Genomic DNA, 20,232 nt, shown 5'->3' with positions numbered 1-20,232 from the left:
CACTTTTTAAGACATGAACGCTTCTCCTGACAACGACTGAAACAAAAAACGATGCTTCAAATATGTTATTAATAGCTTCAAAATTGACAATCATTATTTCAACTTTCGAGCTATTTTTACCTTTAGCATTTTTATTGAAAACAGGAAGCCAAGAGAATTACTGGCTTTTTGATAAAAGAGCTCTAAAAAATAATTCTCAATAAGCACGATGGTAAAAAGTAAAGAAAAAACAGCAGGTATATTTATAAGCAATACATCGCAAAAGCTTTCTATAGTAGAAAAAATAGGTTATGGTTTAGGTGATTTTGCTGCAAATCTGATTTTCCAGACTCTGTTGACTTTCCTTGCTTTTTTTTACACGGATGTCTATAAAATCCCTGCCGGCACAGCAAGTGTTATTATCTTTACCGGTGGTTTTATTGGAGCCTTTTTTAATATTATTATGGGGGTAATTGCTGATAGAACCCAAACTCAATGGGGAAAATTCAGACCATGGATATTATGGACGGCAGTGCCTTTTGGAATTGCTGCTGTTATCTCTTTTTTAACTCCAAATTTTAGCCAAAACGGCAAAACAATTTATGCTTTGCTGACTTACTTTTTTCTGGTGCTCATTTATTCGGCAAACAATTTGCCATATGTTGCCTTAGGTGGTGTTTTAACGGGTAATATGAAAGAGAGAAACAGCCTTTCTTCCTATCGTTTTGTAGCGGTAATGATTGCTCAATTTATAATTCAATCACTTCTATTGCCATTTGTTTTAATACTGGGACATGGTGATAAAGCAGTTGGATTTCAAAATACAATGATTTTATTTGCTATTACGGGAGTTATTTGTTTATTAATCACTTTTTTTACTACCAAGGAAAGAATTATACCCGCAAAGAATCAGGAATCTTCCGTTAAGCAGGATTTTATTGATTTATCGAAAAACGGACCCTGGCTGGTTATGTTGCTGGTTACCGTTCTGGTATTTATAACCTTGTCTTTAAAAGGGGGAATGTATGTTTTCTATTTTAAGTATTATTTAGATCCTGTTGCACAAACTATTTTTTTGAATGATATTGGGTTTACTGCATTTATTGATCATCTGAATAGTTTATTGACATCGATGGGATTTGTCAGTTTCCAATGGCCAAAAGATGCTCCCACTTCTGCATTTAGTCTTTTCAATGCCGGAGGTATTATTTTTATGATTTTTGGAATTATGTTTTCAAAGCTTCTTGCAGATTCCTTTGGTAAAAGAAATATTTACATCACTTTTATTTTTCTATCTGCTCTAAGTCTGCTGCTATTTAATTTTTATAATAGAACAGCTATTGCACTTGTTTTTTTGACCCAACTACTACATGGGTTTATTTACGGAATAACGATTCCTTTATTGTGGACTATGATTGCGGATGTGGCGGATTACAGTGAATGGATAAACAACCGTAGAGCGACTGCAACTGTTTTTTCGGTAATGATTTTCGGGCTGAAAATAGGGATAAGCATTGGTGGCGCATTAGGTGCGGCTTTTTTATCTAAATATGGCTATGTAGCCGAAGAAGTCAGTCAGATACCGGCAGCCGTAGAAGGAATCAAACTTTCGGTAAGTATTTATCCTGGCTTTATATTCATTATCAGTGCAGTTTTATTGTGTTTTTACAGCATAGATAAAAAAATGGAAATTCAGATTGAAACAGATTTAAAGGAAAGAAGAGAATGCTAAGGGATTGTGGATTGTAGATTGTAGATTATCGATTTTAGAATGTAGACTTTAATCTTTAGAATGTAGATACGACTTGTGAAAAAGAAAGGATTCTGTACTTACTAAAACAACAAACAGCGCATTAAAAATGCGCTGTTTGCCAAATTACTAACTTAACTCAAACTACCAAAATTTAATTTTTTAGTAACCAGGATTATTATCACTTGGTTTTATATTAGGATTAGATGATGTTTCTCTATTTGGTATTGGCCATAACTCACTTTTACCAGCTTGAAAACCAGTACCTGCTAATTCAGTACTGGCGTTACCCCATCTCATAATATCATCAAAACGGCTTTGCTCACCAGCAAACTCTACTTTACGTTCATGAACAATTGCTTTAAAAACAGCATCTTTTGTAGCCGTAATGTTAGTTGCTAAATTGGCTCTGTCTCTAACTTCTTTAATATATGCAATTGCTGTAGTTTGTGATCCTCCTGCTCTTTGGTTTTCACATTCGGCTTTCATAAGCAGTACATCTGCGTAACGCATCACTTTGAAATTAATACTTGAACGTGTCGCTTCATCTTCTCTAATGTAATAGTTTTGATATTTTTTCCAGCCCGCTCTTCTAATACCTGCAGAGGTCGTAAAATTACTTGCTATCATTACCTTGGTTCCTTTTAAATAAGTTGAACCTGGTACATAAAAAGTATCTCCGAAACGGTCATCGCCTACTTCATACGAATCTAATAAATCGTCTGACGGATACACGTTATACCAGCTTAGGTTACCGTATTCCTGTCCTCTAAGCGTAGACTCTTCAAAACCAGTTCCCTGGCTATCACCAACTGCACCCCATTGATCACCTGTTCCGTTTTTCTCGTCAAATTCAATTTCAAAAATGGATTCTTTACCGTGTTCTGTTTCTGCCATAAAGTTGTTGTAAAAACTGCCTTTATCTTCAAGGCTGAATCCGGTAACGCTATTAAAAGCAACCAAGGCCTCATCATATTTTTTTTCGTATAACAATACTTTTCCGAGATAAGCGTAAGCTGCTTCTTTATTAGCTCTCCCTGCTGCTTCTGTTGCTCTAGGCAAAAGATTTTTAGACGCAAATACAAGATCCTCTTCAATCAAGGCATAAACTTCTGCCTTAGGGCTTCTTCCTTTGCCAATAATAGTCCCTGTTTTATAAATTGGTAGATCTCCAAATCGTTTCACTAAAAGAAAATAATAATAGGCTCTTAAAAAATGAGCTTCCCCTAAATATTTGTTCTTTTTCTCTTGCGATAAAACAGAATTTGGAAGAGCATTTATTTTCGGCTCATTATCCAGCACAAAATTAGCTCTGGATATCCCTATGTAACAGGCTTCCCAATAATATTGAATAATATCATTTCCTCCATTAAAAGAAAAATCCTGGAATGGCTTTTTGTTTCCTTCTAATTGTGGGTTTCCTAAAGCATCATGAGCCATAAGATCCATTGCAAAAGAAAAATTTCTTCCGTAAAGTCCTCTTGTCTGTAGACCTGCATAGGATGCATTTATAGAGGACTGCACCTGTGCTTCACTTTTAAAGAAAGTTTCAGGCGATAAAGTGTTGGGATTAGTCAATTCTAATTCACCAGTGTCACATGAAGTTATAGTTAAAACTCCGGACAGCACTATAAGTATATATTTTATTTTTCTCATTATCTTTTATAAATTAAAATGTAACATCAAGTCCAAAAATCACAGATTTTGGTTGTGGATATCTTCCTAAATCAATACCTGCAGAATTTGCATTAGCGTCTGCACGTGCGATCTCAGGGTCTAAACCGTCATATTTTGTAACTGTAATTAAGTTTTGCCCGCTTACATAGAATCTTATTTTTGAGAAATAAGTCTTAAATGCATCTCCGGAAAATGTATAACCTAAGGCTATATTTTTTAGTCTTGTATACGATCCATCTTCAATATAACGCTGGTTTGCAGACGACCAGTTGATATCTGCACCTTGCGCTCTTGGTAAAGTAGCAGATGGATTTGTGACAACACCATTTACAACAATTGCTCTGTCTAATACAGCAGTACTGGCATTAAACAAACGATTCATACCAACTAGATCAAAAGTATTTGCGTTGTAAATATCGTTTCCTTGAACTCCTGATATAAAGCAGTTAAAATCGAAATTTTTGTAAGCTGCACTAAGATTTAAACCATAAGTAAAATCCGGATATGGATTCCCAATATTTGTTTTATCATCTGAATTAATTATCTTATTGCCATCGCGGTCAACAATTTTAATATCTCCCGGTTTGATCGTTGTTTGACCTGGTCCGAAAACAGCATCAACTTCTGCCTGATTTTGATAAATTCCATTGGTTTGATATCCATAAAAATAGAATAACGGCTGACCTACTTCTAATCTCGAAAAGCTTTCAAGACCTGCTCTGGCTGTTGGACCACCTAAAACACTTGTTACTCCCGGTGCTAAACCGGTTACTTCGTTTTTACTTGTTCCTAAATTAGCTACTGCAGACCATGTAAAATCTCCTTTTCTGTCATTGTAACCTAATGATATTTCGAATCCGTGTACTTTTACATCAGCAACATTTTGAATTTGAGTTCCGCCACCAGCCGATCCTACAGAAGCAGGAAGGGGCACCGCAAAAAGAATATCGCTACTTTTATTGTTGAAATATTCTAAAGTACCTGTGAATTTATCGTCAAATAAAGCAAAATCTACACCTATATTTCTGTCTAGTTTTGACTCCCATTTCAAATCTGGATTTGAAGCAACTCCTAAAGATACACCTGGTGCATTTGCTCCGCCAATTGGATAATTATAATTTGCAATTAATGTTGCACTATATTGATAGTTATCTATCCTGTCATTTCCTGTTGTTCCTGTACTTGCTCTAAGTTTTAATGTACTGAAAATAGAATTTGCCATAAAATCTTCTTTGGCTATGTTCCAACCTACAGCAACTGAGTAGAAATTACCCCAACGGTTATTGGCTCCAAAACGAGACGACGCGTCTCTACGTCCTGAAACCGCAAGCAAATATTTATCATTATAATCATAATTGATACGAGCGATATAACCAATATTTTTTTCTACATAATTGGCTGAACCTAAACTACCTTCATTATATCGCAACTGATCGATTTCGTCTGAAATACTGTAACGGCTTCCTGCTGCAAGAGTTTGCGATTTTCCATCAATTTTAGTAATAACTCCTAATACCTCAAGATTATGTTTTCCTGCAATAGTAGTTTTATAGGTTAAACTGTTATCAAAGACAATAGTCTGGCCTTGTCCATTTGTTTCATTTGTTGTCGAAAATGCTTGTTTATGATAAGAACCATCCTGAAAACTTGGAACAAAAGTGTGATCCTTACTTGTATAATAATCTAAGGAAACTTGTGATCTGAATTTTAAACCTTTGTAAAGTTCCAATTCTGCAAAGATGTTTCCAATTATAGATAATCCATTAATTTTTTGATAACCCAAATTGGCTACACGTACAGGATTTTCGGCATCGTTACCATCAATTGCACTAGGGCCTTGGTATCCGCCTAAATTATTTGAATTGTAAATAGGGAAATAAGGCGCCATTTTAATAGCATGCTCTAATAATGTTCTACCTCCTGAACTACGCTCCGGATTAGTAGTGCTAAAAGATACACCTATATTGCTTCCAACTCTTAGTTTTCCAATATCCTGCGTATTATTAGATCTAAAAGAATAACGTTCAAAACCAGTGTTAACAATAGCACCTTCTTGTTTCATATATTCAGCAGAATAACGGCTTGTAGAAGTCTCTGTACCATTTGAAAAACTTAAATTATAATCCTGCATTAGACCGGTTTGAAAAATCTGATCCTGCCAGTTGGTATTTATATTTCCAAATTCAGCAGCTCTTGCTGTTAAATCACTTCCTAAGTCTTTGGCATATTGCAAATATTGCTGTGTATTTAATACATCATATCTTTTTGTAACCGTTTGTCCACCTACATATGTACTAAAATTTAGCTGCCCCGGACCTTTTTTTCCTTTTTTAGTAGTAACCACAATAACCCCATTAAAAGCTTTTGAACCGTATAATGCCGTAGTAGAAGCATCTTTTAAAACTGAAATACTCTCAATATCATTAGGACTTAAACCTGAAAGATTACCTGTTAAAACCCCATCAATTACGTATAATGGAGCACTGTTACCCATTGTAGATAAACCACGAATACTAACAGTAGGACTTGAACCCGGCGCACCATTTACAACAGTAACACCTGCCGCACGTCCTTGCAAAGCCGATTCTGCATTAGTAATAGGAACCGCAGCAATATCTTTTGAACTTACGGTCGAAATTGCTCCCGTAACCTTGGTTCTTTTTTGAGTACCATAAGCTACTACAACTTCATTTAAGCTTTGTGTAGACAGTGCTAATACAACATCAATTCTTTCTCTGGTACCAACAGTAATTGTTTGCGGAACCAAGCCTACATAAGAGAACGTTATTTTATCTGTAGCGTTAACTCCTTTTAAAGAGTATTTACCGTCAAAATCTGTTGATGCACTGTTTTTTGAACCTTCTACATTAACGCTGGCACCGGGCAAAGGAAATCCTGAAGGATCGGTAATTACCCCCTGTACCGTCTTTGTTTGTGCAATCAAATTCTGACTGCAGATTATTAGCAATGTGATTATTGCAATTCTAAATTTTAAAATCATTTTTAGTGGTTTTTTGATTAGTTTAAATAGTTGTTTGGTTGTAAAGTTTATTTATCGTTTTGATTCTCAAATTAGCTTAAAGGCTATTTTCGATCCTTTCAATTGAATTAAAAAAGGCATACAATAAATAATTTTAGTTTTCATTTCATGCGGTAATTTTTTAAAAAATGTTAATACTTACTTCTTAGATTATTTGATTTTCTTTGAATCCAAAAATATAAGGTTAACATAAATTTTACATATTAAAAATGTTGCAAAAACTATCAAATTTGTAGCACGAAACCTTCAAAAAACACATAATTACTTATTTATCAAATATTTAAACACAAAACACCCAAATAAGGGATTCCTAATATTGCTGTCGGTTTTTTGAGTATGAAATAAAAAAAAACATGATTTATAGCTTTTTAATAATTATCTAAAAGTGATTTTTAATGTTAATTCATTCTATTTTCAATAATTTGATCCTGACTGTATTTCTGAAATCGATTATTTATTAAAACAAAAAAAAGAGGCCGTCTCACCAGTAAGTGAAACAGCCTCTTTTCTGTTTTTTTTATTCAGACGCTCTCAAACTGAAACTCTAATATTCAATTCTCAAGGACTTTTCAATAGCACTATTGCTTTTTATTGTGTGTGGGCAGATATCCGAATTTTTCTTTATAACATTTTGTAAAATAAGAAGGTGAACTAAAACCAACTTTAATACTAATCTCAGACATATTATCATTCCCTAACTCTATTAGCTCTTTTGCTTTTTCTAAACGAACATTACGTATAAATTCATTTACGGTTACCCCTGTTAGTGTTTTTATTTTTCGGTATAATTGGCTTCTGCTTAAAAACACGTTTGAAGCCAGAACCTCAACACTCAACTCATATTCACTAATGTTTTGATTAATGTAATTCAGAACATTTTTTATAAATTCATTATCCAAAGTCGTTGTTTTTTCTTTTGCTTTTGGAGTAATTCCGTTATAAAATTTATTAAACATAATCTGTCTGCTTTTTATGAGCTGAATTAAGCTGGATCGTAGAATATCCATATCAAACGGTTTGCTCAAATACATATCTGCACCAGAATCAATACCTTCTAATCTGTCATTTATCAATGCTTTTGCAGACAACATCATCAACGGAATATGACTGGTTTTTAAATCTGCTTTAATACTTGCACACAGTTCTAATCCATTCATAACTGGCATAATAACATCTGTTAAAATCAAATCAGGCAGTTTTTGTAAAGCTAATTCCAAACCCACCTGACCATTTTCTGCTGTTAAAACTTTGTACTCTTTTTTGAGTTCATTTTTTAAATAATTTCGCAATTCAGCATTATCTTCAACAATCAAAATAGTATAAACTCTATCTTGTTTCTCCTCATCATCTGATGGTTCAATGACAGATTTTTCGGCAATTGGTGTGAAACTTATTTTTTTCTCCTTTTTAAATTCCTCCGGCATTACTTCGTTTTCATTAAAGAATTCCTTTCCTAGTGGAAATAGCAGTTTAAAAGTAGTTCCAACCCCCAATTGACTCTCTACTTCAATCTTTCCTTTGTGCAATTCTACAAATCCGCGAACAACCTCCAATCCTATTCCGGTACTTCCATAATAGGCTTTATTCAAATTATTTACCTGATAAAAACGGTCAAAAATTTTCTTAATATCCTTTTTATCCAATCCCGAACCTGTATCTTCAACAATAACTTCAAAAGAAGGATTTGTATTGGTTGAATTTATCAAAGGGAAATGAACTAATTCTTCGTTGACCGCAATTTTTATTGTTATTTTTCCCTTATCAGGAGTAACCTTAAAGGCATTTGAAATGACGTTAAAAATAATTTTCTCGAACATTTTAGGGTCAACCCAATCTTTTAATGTTTTTTTATTTGATTCATAATGCAATTGAATTCCCCGACTTAAGGCTTCTTCATCAAAATAACTAACAATTTCCTTTGTAAAACCTACTACTTCAATCAGTTGTACTTTTAAAGGCATTTTATTAAATTGCAGCTGATTGAAATCCATCAGCTCATTGATTAATCTTGAAAGTCTGTCTGAACTTTTTTGAATAGTCTGTAATTTACTCAATACATTCTCTGGTAAATCCAGATTATTGTTCTTCAATATATCACCTAACGGGTTTAAAATTAAAGTAAGCGGCGTTCTGAATTCATGCGAGATATTGGTGAAAAATTGTAATTTTTTATTGTTTAATTTTTCAATTTGAATTGCTTTTTTCTGTTCAAATTCTATCATTTGTTTTTGTTTAAAACGATTTTGATAGTATTGATTGGCAAAATAAATTGCCGCTAATAGTAACAGAGAATAAAACAGATAAGCAAAAGGTGTTTTCCACCAAGGTGGTAAAATTTCAATTTCTAATTCCAGCGGATTTTGATTCCAGACTCCATTTTTTTCGGAAGCTTTCAGCTTAAAGACATACTTTCCCGGTGCTAAGTTAGTATAGGTCGCCGACCGTTTACTGCCCACGTAATTCCATGAATCTTCAAATCCTTCTAAGTAATAAGCAAATTCATTTCTGGCAGGAAAAGAATAATTTACAGCAATAAAATCAATTGTAAATACAGACTGATCATGCTTAAGAATTATCTTTTTTGTCTGTGATATTACTTTTATTAAGGGTGAGTTTTTTTCAAGCGGACCTACTGATTTATTAAAAAGTTTCAGATCTGTTAAGTAAACCGGCAGCTGTTTTTTACTTTTAACCAAACTGGGAGGATTAAAATAATTTAAACCTTCATAACTTCCAAAATAAAGCAATCCTTTTTCGTCTTTCAGGACAGCATTGTTATTAAAATCATTTCCCAATAAACCGTCGTAGATAGAGTAATTTGCAGTAGTATTGTTTTTTAAATCAAGTTTGGTAATTCCTTTTTTTCCGCTTAACCAAATACATCCGTCATTTGATTCTACAATAGATGAAATGGACTTTTCGTTCAGACCTTTGAAGTTTATATACCATTTTATGTTGGCTGTTTTTTTATTATAGCTAAATAATCCGGCTCCATCAGTACCAATCCAAATTTCTTTGTTTTTGGACTCATATAAGGTATTGATAGTATGTATACTTTTATGATTTTTAAGCTTTTCAGACATTTTATCCCGAAAAGATGTTACTGAAAAAGAAAGAAAATCTTTTGTATTAACCTTGTACAAACCTGTTGTTGAACCCACCCAGACAGCATCATCTGAATCTGTCATTACCTTTCTAATGTCTGAATTTATTATTCCACTTTCATAAAATGGTTTAGAATTACAATGATGAAATTGACCATCTGAAGCAGTGTAATAATGCAGTCCTTTTGAAAAAGTCCCAATCCAGATTACACCTCTGGAATCTTCAGCAATACTCATGATATTGTCTGATGCCAAACCGGGAGTGTTTTTTGTGCTGTAGTTAATAAACTTATTGCTACCTTTTTTTAAAATAAAAACTCCTTCATTCCAGCTTGATAACCAGATGTTTTGCTTTTTATCAATAAATACATTTGTTATATTATCATTGGTTAATCCCCAATAAAAACTTGGGTCAGACTTGGTAATATGCTTAAAACTTTTAGTTATTGTATTGTAAACATCAACTCCTCCGCCTTCCATAGAAATCCACAACTGATCTTGATGATCTTTGGCAATACCGGTAACACAATTGGTTTGTAAGGACTGTGAATTTCCGGGCAAACTCTCGATAATACTTACTTTGCTGTTTATTTTATCAAAAACACCTAAGCCTTTATTGTAATACCCCAGCCAAATTCTATTTTCTTTATCTAAAAATAAAGACCAAACAGAATTTGAACCTAAACTTCGATTATTGTATTTACTGTTTGCGTATTTTTTTTGAACAATACCCTGATCGTTTACAATGATTAAACCATCATTTTCTGTGGCGCAAAGAATTGTCTTATAATCTGTTGCCAGTATTGACATAATTCTTTTTCTGGTAATAGGATAGTATGCAGCTTCTTTAACTTTAGAATTTAAATCGACCTTTACAAGTCCTTTAAATCCATTGCCAATCCAGAGATTTTGCGTGCTGTCTATAAACATGGAAACAATATTTAAAGAAAGTATTTCATTGTTTTTGCCAATGTTTAATTCTTTAATCTCATTTTTTATAGGATCAACTGCTTTTAGACCAAAGTTAGTCCCCAGATAAATAGTCCCTTTTTTATCTTTTACCAGGCAATTGACAAGGTAATTTTCTGTATTTGAAACATTTGTCTTAATCTTGGTAATTTCACGGGATTTAATATTTAGTTTCAGCAAATCACTATTAAACGTTCCCAAAAAAAGATTCCCATTGTTGTCTTCTATAATACTCTTTACAGAAATTACAGTTTCTTTTTTTATTTTTTTCTGAATGTCAATACTTTCAAAAGTATTTAAATTTCGATTGTAAAGACATAATCCTTCATCTGTACCTATCCATAACCTATTGTGAGTGTCTACATAAGTAACATAAATAAGATTACTATTGATCGAATTAGGGAGTTTAGAATTTTGCTCATAAGCCACATAACTTATTCCATCGTATTTAAATAAACCTGCACCATTGGTACCAATCCACAAAAAACCTGACTGATCCTGTGTAATGGTATATATGCCACTTTTTGAAGTCTCCTTATTTAATAGCCTAAATTGATAGTCTTCAAATGTATTTTGAGAAAACAAACTATTTATTGTAAAAAATAAGATAACAAGAACTCTAAGATATTTTTTTGGGGACATTCTACAATGGTTAGTAAATTAAAATAAATATATGCTCTTTTAATCGAAACTTATTTTGCTATTCATTCAATAAAACTATTCCGCCGTTGCAGGGAATTTTAATCTCAATTTCCTGATTATTTTTAAGTTTTATTGTTTCTGTTTTTCCGTTTAAATGTTCATCATCAGAGTAACATTTTACTGCAGTTCCTGAAGCAATCATTGACAATTTCGTTTTAATTTTCAGTGTTTCTTTTTGTGCATTCACGCCTGCTATATACCACTTTGTTCCTTTTCGACGGGCAATTACTGCGTATTTACCCGGATAACCTTCTAAAAACCGAACTTCATCCCAGGTAGTTGGAACTTTTTTCATAAAATCGATCGCCCATGCCGGAGCATCGGTTAAATTATTGGGTGCCAATGCAAAATGCTGTACACCGCTTTGAAAAAGTACCGCTGTCGCTAAAGCAAAAACATCAGAGGTCATTCGTTTTGAACCTTTATTGGGAATATTATCACTATTATAAAATTTATTCAAGGCGCTTCCGCCAAAATCCATACTTCCTACCGCGTTTCTAATAAAAGTATGTGTCGCGGCATTAGTGGCTTCGTTGTCACAGCTTCCTTGACCAAAATGCATATTTTCGCTTGCCAAAACAGCCTCACTAGCGGCAAAATTTGGATACATACGTTCCCATCCTCTTGGTAATGTACAACCGTGAAAAATAACCATTAACCCAAAATCATTCGCATCTCTCAGGATATCTTCATACAACTTCATGGTGACTTGTTTGTCTCCGCCAAAAAAATCTACTTTTATTCCTTTTACACCAATGCTTTTCATCCACGCCATTTCCTGACGACGAATTGTTGAATTGTCCATCATTCCTCTTGGGCCCTGAGGCGCATCATTCCAATAGCCATTAGAGTTGTACCACAAATACAATCCAACGCCTTTTCCAGCACCATATTCAGCCAGTTCTCCAATTTTATCTTTGCCTATTTGTGTATCCCAAAGTGCATCAACCAAAATGGTTTCATATCCCATTGCAGCACTAAAATCGATGTATTGTTTTTGTACCGGAAAAGTAGTGTTGTTGTCCATTTTTATAATCCAGCTCCAGGAACCTTTGGTATATTTATATTCTTGTGAAGCTTTGAATTTTGGTTTAACCAAATCAAACGGAATTGTGGTTGCTACAACCGGAGCCAGTGTTTCGCCTACTGTAATAGTTCGCCATGGCGTTTCGCCGGGAAGCGATATTCCGGGAGCGGTTGTTCCGTTTCCATTATTTTCTCCCGCCATTGGAAAACCAATCGTATATAATCCTTTTTCATGACCAATCAGTCTGCTGCCACAATAATTACCATCTACGCCTGTCTCTGATATTAAAACCCAGACATTATTATTTACTTTAAAAAGACACGGAAATGTATAGCCTTCTCCCATACCATTTTTGCTCATTGAACCATCTAATGTATAGGATGTTTCATAACTTGGGGCAGTTCTGGCAAATCCCGTCATTGGCTTGCTTTGCGGACAAAGAAATGTAGTTGTTCCCTCCGGCAGAATAAAACCAGATGCTTCTTCCTGTACTACACAGGAGCGGGTTTCGTTTTGTGGATGTATTTTATATTTAAAAGCGACATTGTTATTACTCACCCAAAATACTACATCAATAGCAGGTTTATTTTCTTTGATAAAAGAAAACACGGCTTCATTAGCCTTATAATGCACATTGCGCTGCTTGATATTAGGAAGCTCATATTGTTCCTCAATTTTATTTTGAGCCACATCAGGTTTTAAATTTAATCCTGTTGTAAAATCCCCTGCATTGGTTTTTAAACCAAGCGGAGAATTTTCCAGAAACTTTTTTTCATTGTATGAAATACTGTAGAAAGGCATTCCGCCTGAAATCGAAACAGAAACTTTAAGTTTTCCATCAGGACTATTTACAATTGATTGTGCATTAAGTTTAAAAAAACTAAACAGACATAAACATATTATATATTTAAAATTCATAACAGACTTAGGTTAATTGGTTTGTTTTTATTTGTAAAAGATGAAATAATTATCATGACTATCCGTGGCTAATACCAAGCAAAAAACTAGTCACAGATTTCTTAAATAATACCAATGAAAATCTATGATAAAAAGGTTTGCCACTAATTTCTCGAATTACCCCGAATTATTTGATTGTACAGATTAAAAAATCTATGTAAATCTATGAAGTAGTTTCAAAATAAAAATTCGTGTAATTTGTGGCAAAAAAACATACTTGGTATCCTTAGCGGACTGTCATAAAAATTATTGCACAAATACCTTCGTCATTTTTAAATCTTTTGCATCTGAACTGGTACCGTAATACACTTCATATTCACCCGAAGTTATATTTATTCCTCTTCTACTGGCATCGTAAAATTCAAATGAAGCGGCAGGTAAATCAATAGTTACATCCTGCTTTTCGCCCGCTTTTAAATTGATTCGTTTAAAAGCTTTCAATGATTTTAAAGGACCATCTTTATCATTAACTTTTCGAACATATACCTGCACGATCTCTGTTCCTTCTCGATTGCTGATGTTCTTTATTAGAAAATTTAGTTGTGTATTTTCATTCGATTTTATCTTCGTCTTACTCAGATTTGCTGTACCAATTTGGAATTTAGAATAGCTTAAACCAAAACCAAACGAAAACAAAACATTGGTTGTATATCTATATGTACGCCCTTTCATCGAATAATCTTCAAAATCTCCTAAGATGTCTGAGTTTTTATAAAATGAAACCGGCAATTTTCCCCCAGGATTGTAATCTCCAAAAAGAACATCGGCGACAGCCTGACCTCCGGATTCTCCCGGATACCACGCTTGCAAAATGGCATCACAACTTGCTGTTTCTGGCGTTAACGCAATTGCAGAACCGGAGCAGTTTACAAAAACTACTTTTTTTCCTGCTGCTTTCAGTTCCTGCAAACATTTTCTCTGAACGGTAGGAAGTTCAATATTGGTTCTGTCGCCGCCTTTAAAACCTGGAAAAGAAACCGGCATTTCTTCTCCTTCAAGAAGTGTCGAAAGTCCGCCAACGAAAACGACAGTATCGATGCCTTTTAATTTTTGAATTAATGCTCCGAAATTTATATCGTGTTCTTTTCCAAAATCGAATTCAAGATTGGCCTGCCAATTGTTTGACTGTGCATAGAGGATTTCAATTTGATATTTTTTACCAGCCTCAACTGCAAAAGCAATTTTTCCCGGAACAGTGCGCCAGTTGGTATATTTTGCTATGGATTTTCCGTTAACTAATAATTCAAAAGCTCCTGTGGCTCCGGTTTTAAAAACAAGACTGTCGTTTTCTTTCGCCAGAAATTCAGTTTCATATTTTGCCGAAAATCCTTCCAGTTTCACTCCCGAAGCAAATTCGTGCTGTCCGGCAGTAGTCATCTTTATCGGATTTAAAATTTGCTGCGTTACAACACTATTCCCTTCTCTGTTTGGATTATTCCAATACGTGGCTTTCATTCCTTTTTTGCCTTCAAATGAAATCTGGTCAAAATAACTTTGATTTACTTTATCTTCGACCAAATCGCAGGCTTTGTCATAAACCATTTTATTTTCGGCAATTTTTGATTGTATACCGCTTTTTATGGTAATTGTTTTAACCGGTGTTCCGTTATAATTTCCCCATAACATTGGTTCATTATCTGCATTTGGACCTATAACTGCGACCTTGTTTATGTTTTTATTTAAAGGAAGAATGTTGTTTTTATTTTGCAAAAGCGTCATAGACTTTTGAGCCATTTCGAGTGCTAATTGCTGATGTTCCTTACTATTAAGCACCGATGCCGGAATTTGAGCCCAAGGCACAATGGCGTCGTCATCCATTTCGCCTAAATCAAAACGTCCGGTTAAAACACGGAGCAGGCTTTTATTAATATCGGCTTCTTTTATCAGGTCTTTCTCAACGGCTTGGGGTAAATTTTTAAAAGGATATTTTTCCCAGACACATTCCACATCGGTTCCTGCAAGGACGGCTTTTGATGCTGCATGTGTTGCATCTGACGAAACTTTATGTGTGGTATAAAAATCTGTAACGGCTCCACAATCTGAAACCACCATATATTTATACCCCCACTCCTCACGCAAAATACGTTGTAATAATCTCGTATTACTGCAGCAAGGTTCATCATCCAATCGCTGATAAGCACACATAACCTGACGCACATCAGCATCCTGCACTAATGCTTTAAAGGCCGGCAGGTAGGTTTCGTATAATTCACGGGGATCTACATTGTTCAAATTCAATTCGTGTCTGCTCCATTCCGGTCCCGAATGAACGGCAAAATGTTTGGCACAGGCTAAAAGTTTGCGGTATTTAGCATCAGCAGGACCTTGAAGTCCTTTAACAACTGAGATTCCCATTCTGGAAGTCAGGTAAGGATCTTCTCCATACGTTTCCTGACCTCGTCCCCAACGCGGATCTCTGAAAATATTGACGTTAGGTGTCCAGACCGAAAGACTCAAAAATCGCTTGTTTTCATTACCATTTTTAATCCATTGATTGTATTTAGCGCGGGCTTCATCAGAAACGGCATTAAAAACAGTGTATAACAACTGATCGTCAAATGATGCTGCCATGCCTATGGGTTCAGGAAAAACAGTAACATTATCATTGTTGGCATAACCATGCAAAGCTTCACTCCACCAATTGAATTTCTTAATTCCAAGTCTGGGTATCGGATCACTTTGGTCACACATTAATGCTGCTTTTTCTTCAAGCGTTAATCGTGAAATTAAATCTTCAGCACGTTCTTTTGAACTCAGAGATGCATCTTTAAAACGATATTGCTGTGCGTTTACACTCCATATAGTAATTAAACTTATTATAAACAGATAACTATTTTTCATGATTTTTCTGAATTGATATATGATGAATATTTTGCAACGATAAAATCGTAAACTAATTATTTTTTGAAATTTGATCCTCAATATGCAAATAATCGAAATCAACAAAACCTCCCACATTTTTTGTTGCATAATTAAACAAGCCAAATCGATACCCCATAAAATGGGGAAGCGTATACGGTAGTTGTATTGCGTTTCCTATTTTATTCCATTTTTTACCATCAAGGCTGTAAAAAAATCTTCCAGTATCGGCTTTGTCTTTAAAATTGCATTCTGCCTTGAAATACACTTTATCCTGCATTAAAGGAATACTTTCTATTTCTGTTGGAATATCCTTAAGAGCTTCAATCATTACAATTTTTTTCGAATCCCTTTCCGCTTTTACGCCTACAAGTCCATACTGTTTTTGTAATAACGAAAGTCCTGCAAAATCGCCTTCTTTCATTTTAGATACGTCAATTAGGATAGTTCCTGTACTTTCAGGGCCAAAGGTTCTTTGTGTTAAAGTATTTTTCGCCTGAAGAAAACTACTGTCTATTCTTCCTGTTTTTAATCTCAAATAGCCTTTTCTTTCTTTTAAAGACCAAAGCGAATTATCAGGATTATGATTCCATTGCCAGACTAAAGGCAAATCTCTGTCGTTTTTCTTCCGATTAAAATCATCTGAGTTTACAATTCCCGGGATTATACCTTTGCTTTGCGGTAAATCCAGATATTCGGTTACTTTACCATTTTCGCCTAATATTGGCCAGTCATTTTCCCATTTAACCGGAATTAAATAAGGGATTCGTCCTACGCCACCAAAATCCCTGAACAGATACGAAAACCATTTTCCATCTAGCATGTCAATTAATCCTCCTTGTGCCACGCCCAAATCCTGCAACCCAATTTTTCCTTCCCACGGGCCCGAAATTTTATCGGCTCTGTGTATAATTACAGTACGCATTCCGTCTTTTGGCCAGAGGATATTAAACAGATAATATTTTCCTTTAATTTTAAAAAGCTGTGAACCTTCTGACTGCAGCATGATATTGTTTCCGGCAGGAGCGCTCGCATTTTCTATTAAAACTCTTTTTGTTTCTTCTTTTACATCTGATAAATCTGCTTTTAACTCTACAATCTGTAGTTTTCCTGCTCCCCAAACCATATAAGCTTTTCCGTCATCATCAAAAAAGATAGAATGATCGTGATACGAATTGTTTAAAACGGTCTTTTTCCAGTCCCCTTTTTCAATATCTTTTGTAGAAAAAATATAGGTTTTGTTCGTTGTGCCCGAAAAAGTGCTTACATAATAAATACCATTGTGATACCGCAGACTGCTCGCCCATGAACCTCTTCCGTAATCATTTTTTCCATTGTCCAGATTTAGTTTCTCATTATCATTTTCTAATGTTTGATAGGCATAATTGATTATTTTCCAATTGACTAAATCCTTAGATTTCATAATTGGAACACCCGGATTCATGTGCATTGTCGTGCTGGTCATATAATAACTATCATTTACCCGAATGATAGACATATCCGGAACATCGGCAAAAATGATTGGATTCTGCGCCTTATTTTCCTGTGCCGATAATGCAAATCCCAGAAATAGCAATATGTTAATTAAGTATATTTTCATTATGGTTATTTAAGATTCTACTCTGTACTCATTTGACTTTCCGGTGGTCCTAAATAAGAAGGTTTTAATCCTCCTGTATTAATCAAAATCTTTTGCAACACAATTCCGGGATCTAAAACACGCAAACGTAAGACATGTTTTCCTGCTTTCGAAATCGTAAGTTTTGTAGTGGAATGTATCAGGTGTTCTGCCTGCCATTTTCCTAATTCGCCACGGTATTGTCCGTTAAAATTTATGGTTTGCGGTTTTTCTCCATCAAAAGAAATTTCATAACGAAGTCCCTTGTTGCCGTTAAAATTAAGTGTAGGAGCCAAAAGCAGTTCCACATCAAATTCTCCTGTGGAAACAAAATCAATTTCATATTCAACATAAATATTCTCATTCTGGTCCGGAGATTTATTTTGCGGAAAAGTGGTGATACCGCTTTTTGTTTTTCCAAAATCAGGAATTACCTGCCAATGAATATTCTTTGAGTTATTTAACTTCAAAAAATGCTCTGCTTCGATGGCGACATAACCTTCTTTTTCTGCGAATACCTTTTTTATGATCTGATCTTTATCTGACACATAACTAATTTCCGGTAAAATGTTTTTAGGAGTATCGTGCCAGGCTTTATATCCAATTCTCATCTGATCCATTATATGAGTCCATTTTCCGCCCGAAATTTCATTATTGTATTTATTTTGAAGAATGGAATCTCTTGCAAAATTGCTTTTTACCTGATCTGCAAAACCATTGGCTAAAATGTTTTTTTCTGAAGCCAGTTTTTTGTTATTTGCCTGTGCAAAATACATTTCATAAAGATTGCTGCAGGCATCTATAGGATATAAAACCAATTGAAAATAGGCATCTTTGTATTGTTCGGGAAGATCATTGTAAATTCGATACGCATCAAGTGCCAGGTTCTTGTAATCATTGACTACGGTTTGAAATTCATTGTAATTTTCAAGACTGTAGGTTTTACTGTCCAGCATTTCGGGTGTAACTCTTCGGTTGAATTTTGGATAGGTATTTAATAATCTCGCAATCTCTTTGGCGTGTTTTGTTCCAAATTGATCCGTTGCCCATTTCTGGGTAAACTCAAAAAGATTCTGCGAATTGAACTCGTTAGGATTCCATGCCATTTCCAGAAAGAAACTAATGGGGAATTCCATTGGTTTTAGATCTCCCACATTGACAATCCAGATTTTATCGACACCATGTTCGTAGCTCAGATTCATCTGTTCCCAAACTCTTTGCATGGGACTAATATTAATCCACTTCGAATTTCTTGGTCCTCCAACATAATCAAAGTGATAATACATTCCGTAACCGCCTTTATGAAAGGGTTTCGAAAGGTTCGGAAGTTTACGCACATTTCCCCAATTGTCATCGCAGAACAATAAAATAACATCATCAGGAACACGCATTCCCTGATCGTAATAATCCTGCACTTCTTTATACAAAGCCCAAACCTGAGGTGTTTTTTCAGGTTTTTTTTTGGTTACGGCAGCAATAATTTTGCGTTGTTCTTTTACGATATTTTCCAGCAGACTTATGTTGGTTCCTTCGCTCATGGCTTCATCGCCGTCGCCGCGCATTCCTACGGTTACGACTTTTTCCCAATTTTTACTGCGTTCAATTCCGCCTTTCCAAAATGCATCTAAAACAGTTTTATTCTTAGAATAATCCCAAACATTAGGGAGGTTATTTTTTTTAATATACCGATGCCAGTCTGTTTGTGCCAAAGCCATTGGTTCGTGATGTGATGTACCGATTACAATTCCCATTTCATTCGCCAAAGGTCCACTCGCCGAATCATCATCATAAAAAGCATTTCCCCACATCGCCGGCCAGATATAATTGGCTTTTAGCCGAAGCAGTAATTCAAAAACTTTTTCATAAAATTTACTGTTAAATCCGCCAAATGTTGCTTTTGCCCAACCGCTTAATGCGGGAGCTTCGTCGTTGATAAAAATTCCTCTGTATTGCACTGCAGGTTCTCCCTCAGTGTATATTCCTTTTACAAAATAAATACTCTCTTTTTTTTCTACAGGAACATCAGCCCAATAATACCAGGGTGAAACACCAATTTGTTTGGATAATTCGTAAATTCCATAAATTGTTCCGCGTTTGTCACTTCCGGCAATAACAATAGCTTCTTCAACTCCTTTAAAGGGATTTTTTATGTTCTGAATAATAAATTTTTCATTTTTGCCTTTGAGCAATTTTCCATCGATTTTATTTTCTTTTATTAAATCATCAACTACAGAATTGGTTCCAATTGTTCCAATGATAATAAGCGGTTCCGAAGAATTTGGTTTCTGATTAAAAACAACAGGTTTCTCGCCCGTTACTTTCTCAAAATCAGTTTGTAAATTACCAATTGCTCGTAAAATACCTGCATCTGTTCCGTCACTAACCAAAAAGGAAAGATGGAAAGATTTCTCTTTCAGGACAACAACATTGTCCCCTTTTTGAGTTGTAATAAACGACTGCGCTTTTAAAAAAGTACAACTAAAAGCGATAAGAAATGTGAGGATATATTTTGAAAATGTATTCATGAACTTTATTTATTATGAAATTCAA

General features: G+C 34.7%; 8 protein-coding genes. 1 reads left to right on the top strand and 7 read right to left on the bottom strand.

Annotated elements, in window-relative coordinates; all coding sequences use genetic code 11:
* The first annotated feature begins 208 nt into the window (after positions 1–208).
* Entirely contained in the window at positions 209–1,711 is a 1,503-nt protein-coding gene (locus LPB88_RS03410; RefSeq protein WP_230712408.1) for an MFS transporter, read from the top strand.
* A 180-nt stretch (positions 1,712–1,891) separates the two neighbouring features.
* On the opposite strand, the gene LPB88_RS03405 is transcribed toward LPB88_RS03410, so the two are convergent.
* From LPB88_RS03405 to LPB88_RS03375, 7 genes are all read right to left on the bottom strand, one after another.
* The gene (locus LPB88_RS03405) at positions 1,892–3,385 is read right to left on the bottom strand and encodes a RagB/SusD family nutrient uptake outer membrane protein (RefSeq protein WP_230712406.1); all 1,494 of its coding nucleotides are present in this window, start codon (positions 3,383–3,385) and stop codon (positions 1,892–1,894) included.
* A 13-nt stretch (positions 3,386–3,398) separates the two neighbouring features.
* Positions 3,399–6,407, bottom strand: a complete 3,009-nt coding sequence (locus LPB88_RS03400) for a TonB-dependent receptor (protein ID WP_230712404.1) — start codon at positions 6,405–6,407, stop codon at positions 3,399–3,401.
* A 617-nt stretch (positions 6,408–7,024) separates the two neighbouring features.
* On the bottom strand, positions 7,025–11,161 hold the full coding sequence (locus LPB88_RS03395) for a two-component regulator propeller domain-containing protein (RefSeq protein WP_230712401.1): 4,137 nt from the start codon (positions 11,159–11,161) through the stop codon (positions 7,025–7,027).
* 58 nt (positions 11,162–11,219) lie between these two features.
* Complete coding sequence (locus LPB88_RS03390) at positions 11,220–13,166, bottom strand: glycoside hydrolase family 97 protein (RefSeq protein ID WP_230712399.1); 1,947 nt, start codon at positions 13,164–13,166, stop codon at positions 11,220–11,222.
* A 285-nt stretch (positions 13,167–13,451) separates the two neighbouring features.
* Complete coding sequence (xyl3A, locus tag LPB88_RS03385) at positions 13,452–16,046, bottom strand: xylan 1,4-beta-xylosidase (RefSeq protein WP_230712396.1); 2,595 nt, start codon at positions 16,044–16,046, stop codon at positions 13,452–13,454.
* Between the two features lie 52 nt (positions 16,047–16,098).
* A complete protein-coding gene (locus tag LPB88_RS03380) occupies positions 16,099–17,664 on the bottom strand; it encodes a glycoside hydrolase 43 family protein (protein WP_230712393.1) in 1,566 nt (521 codons plus the stop codon).
* A gap of 17 nt (positions 17,665–17,681) precedes the next feature.
* Positions 17,682–20,207, bottom strand: a complete 2,526-nt coding sequence (locus LPB88_RS03375) for a glycosyl hydrolase 115 family protein (protein WP_230712391.1) — start codon at positions 20,205–20,207, stop codon at positions 17,682–17,684.
* Between the last annotated feature and the right edge of the window lie 25 nt (positions 20,208–20,232).

Origin of the sequence: Flavobacterium sp. JAS (assembly GCF_020991455.1) — a bacterium.
GTDB lineage: Bacteria > Bacteroidota > Bacteroidia > Flavobacteriales > Flavobacteriaceae > Flavobacterium.
This window is presented reverse-complemented; position numbering and strand designations above follow the sequence as displayed.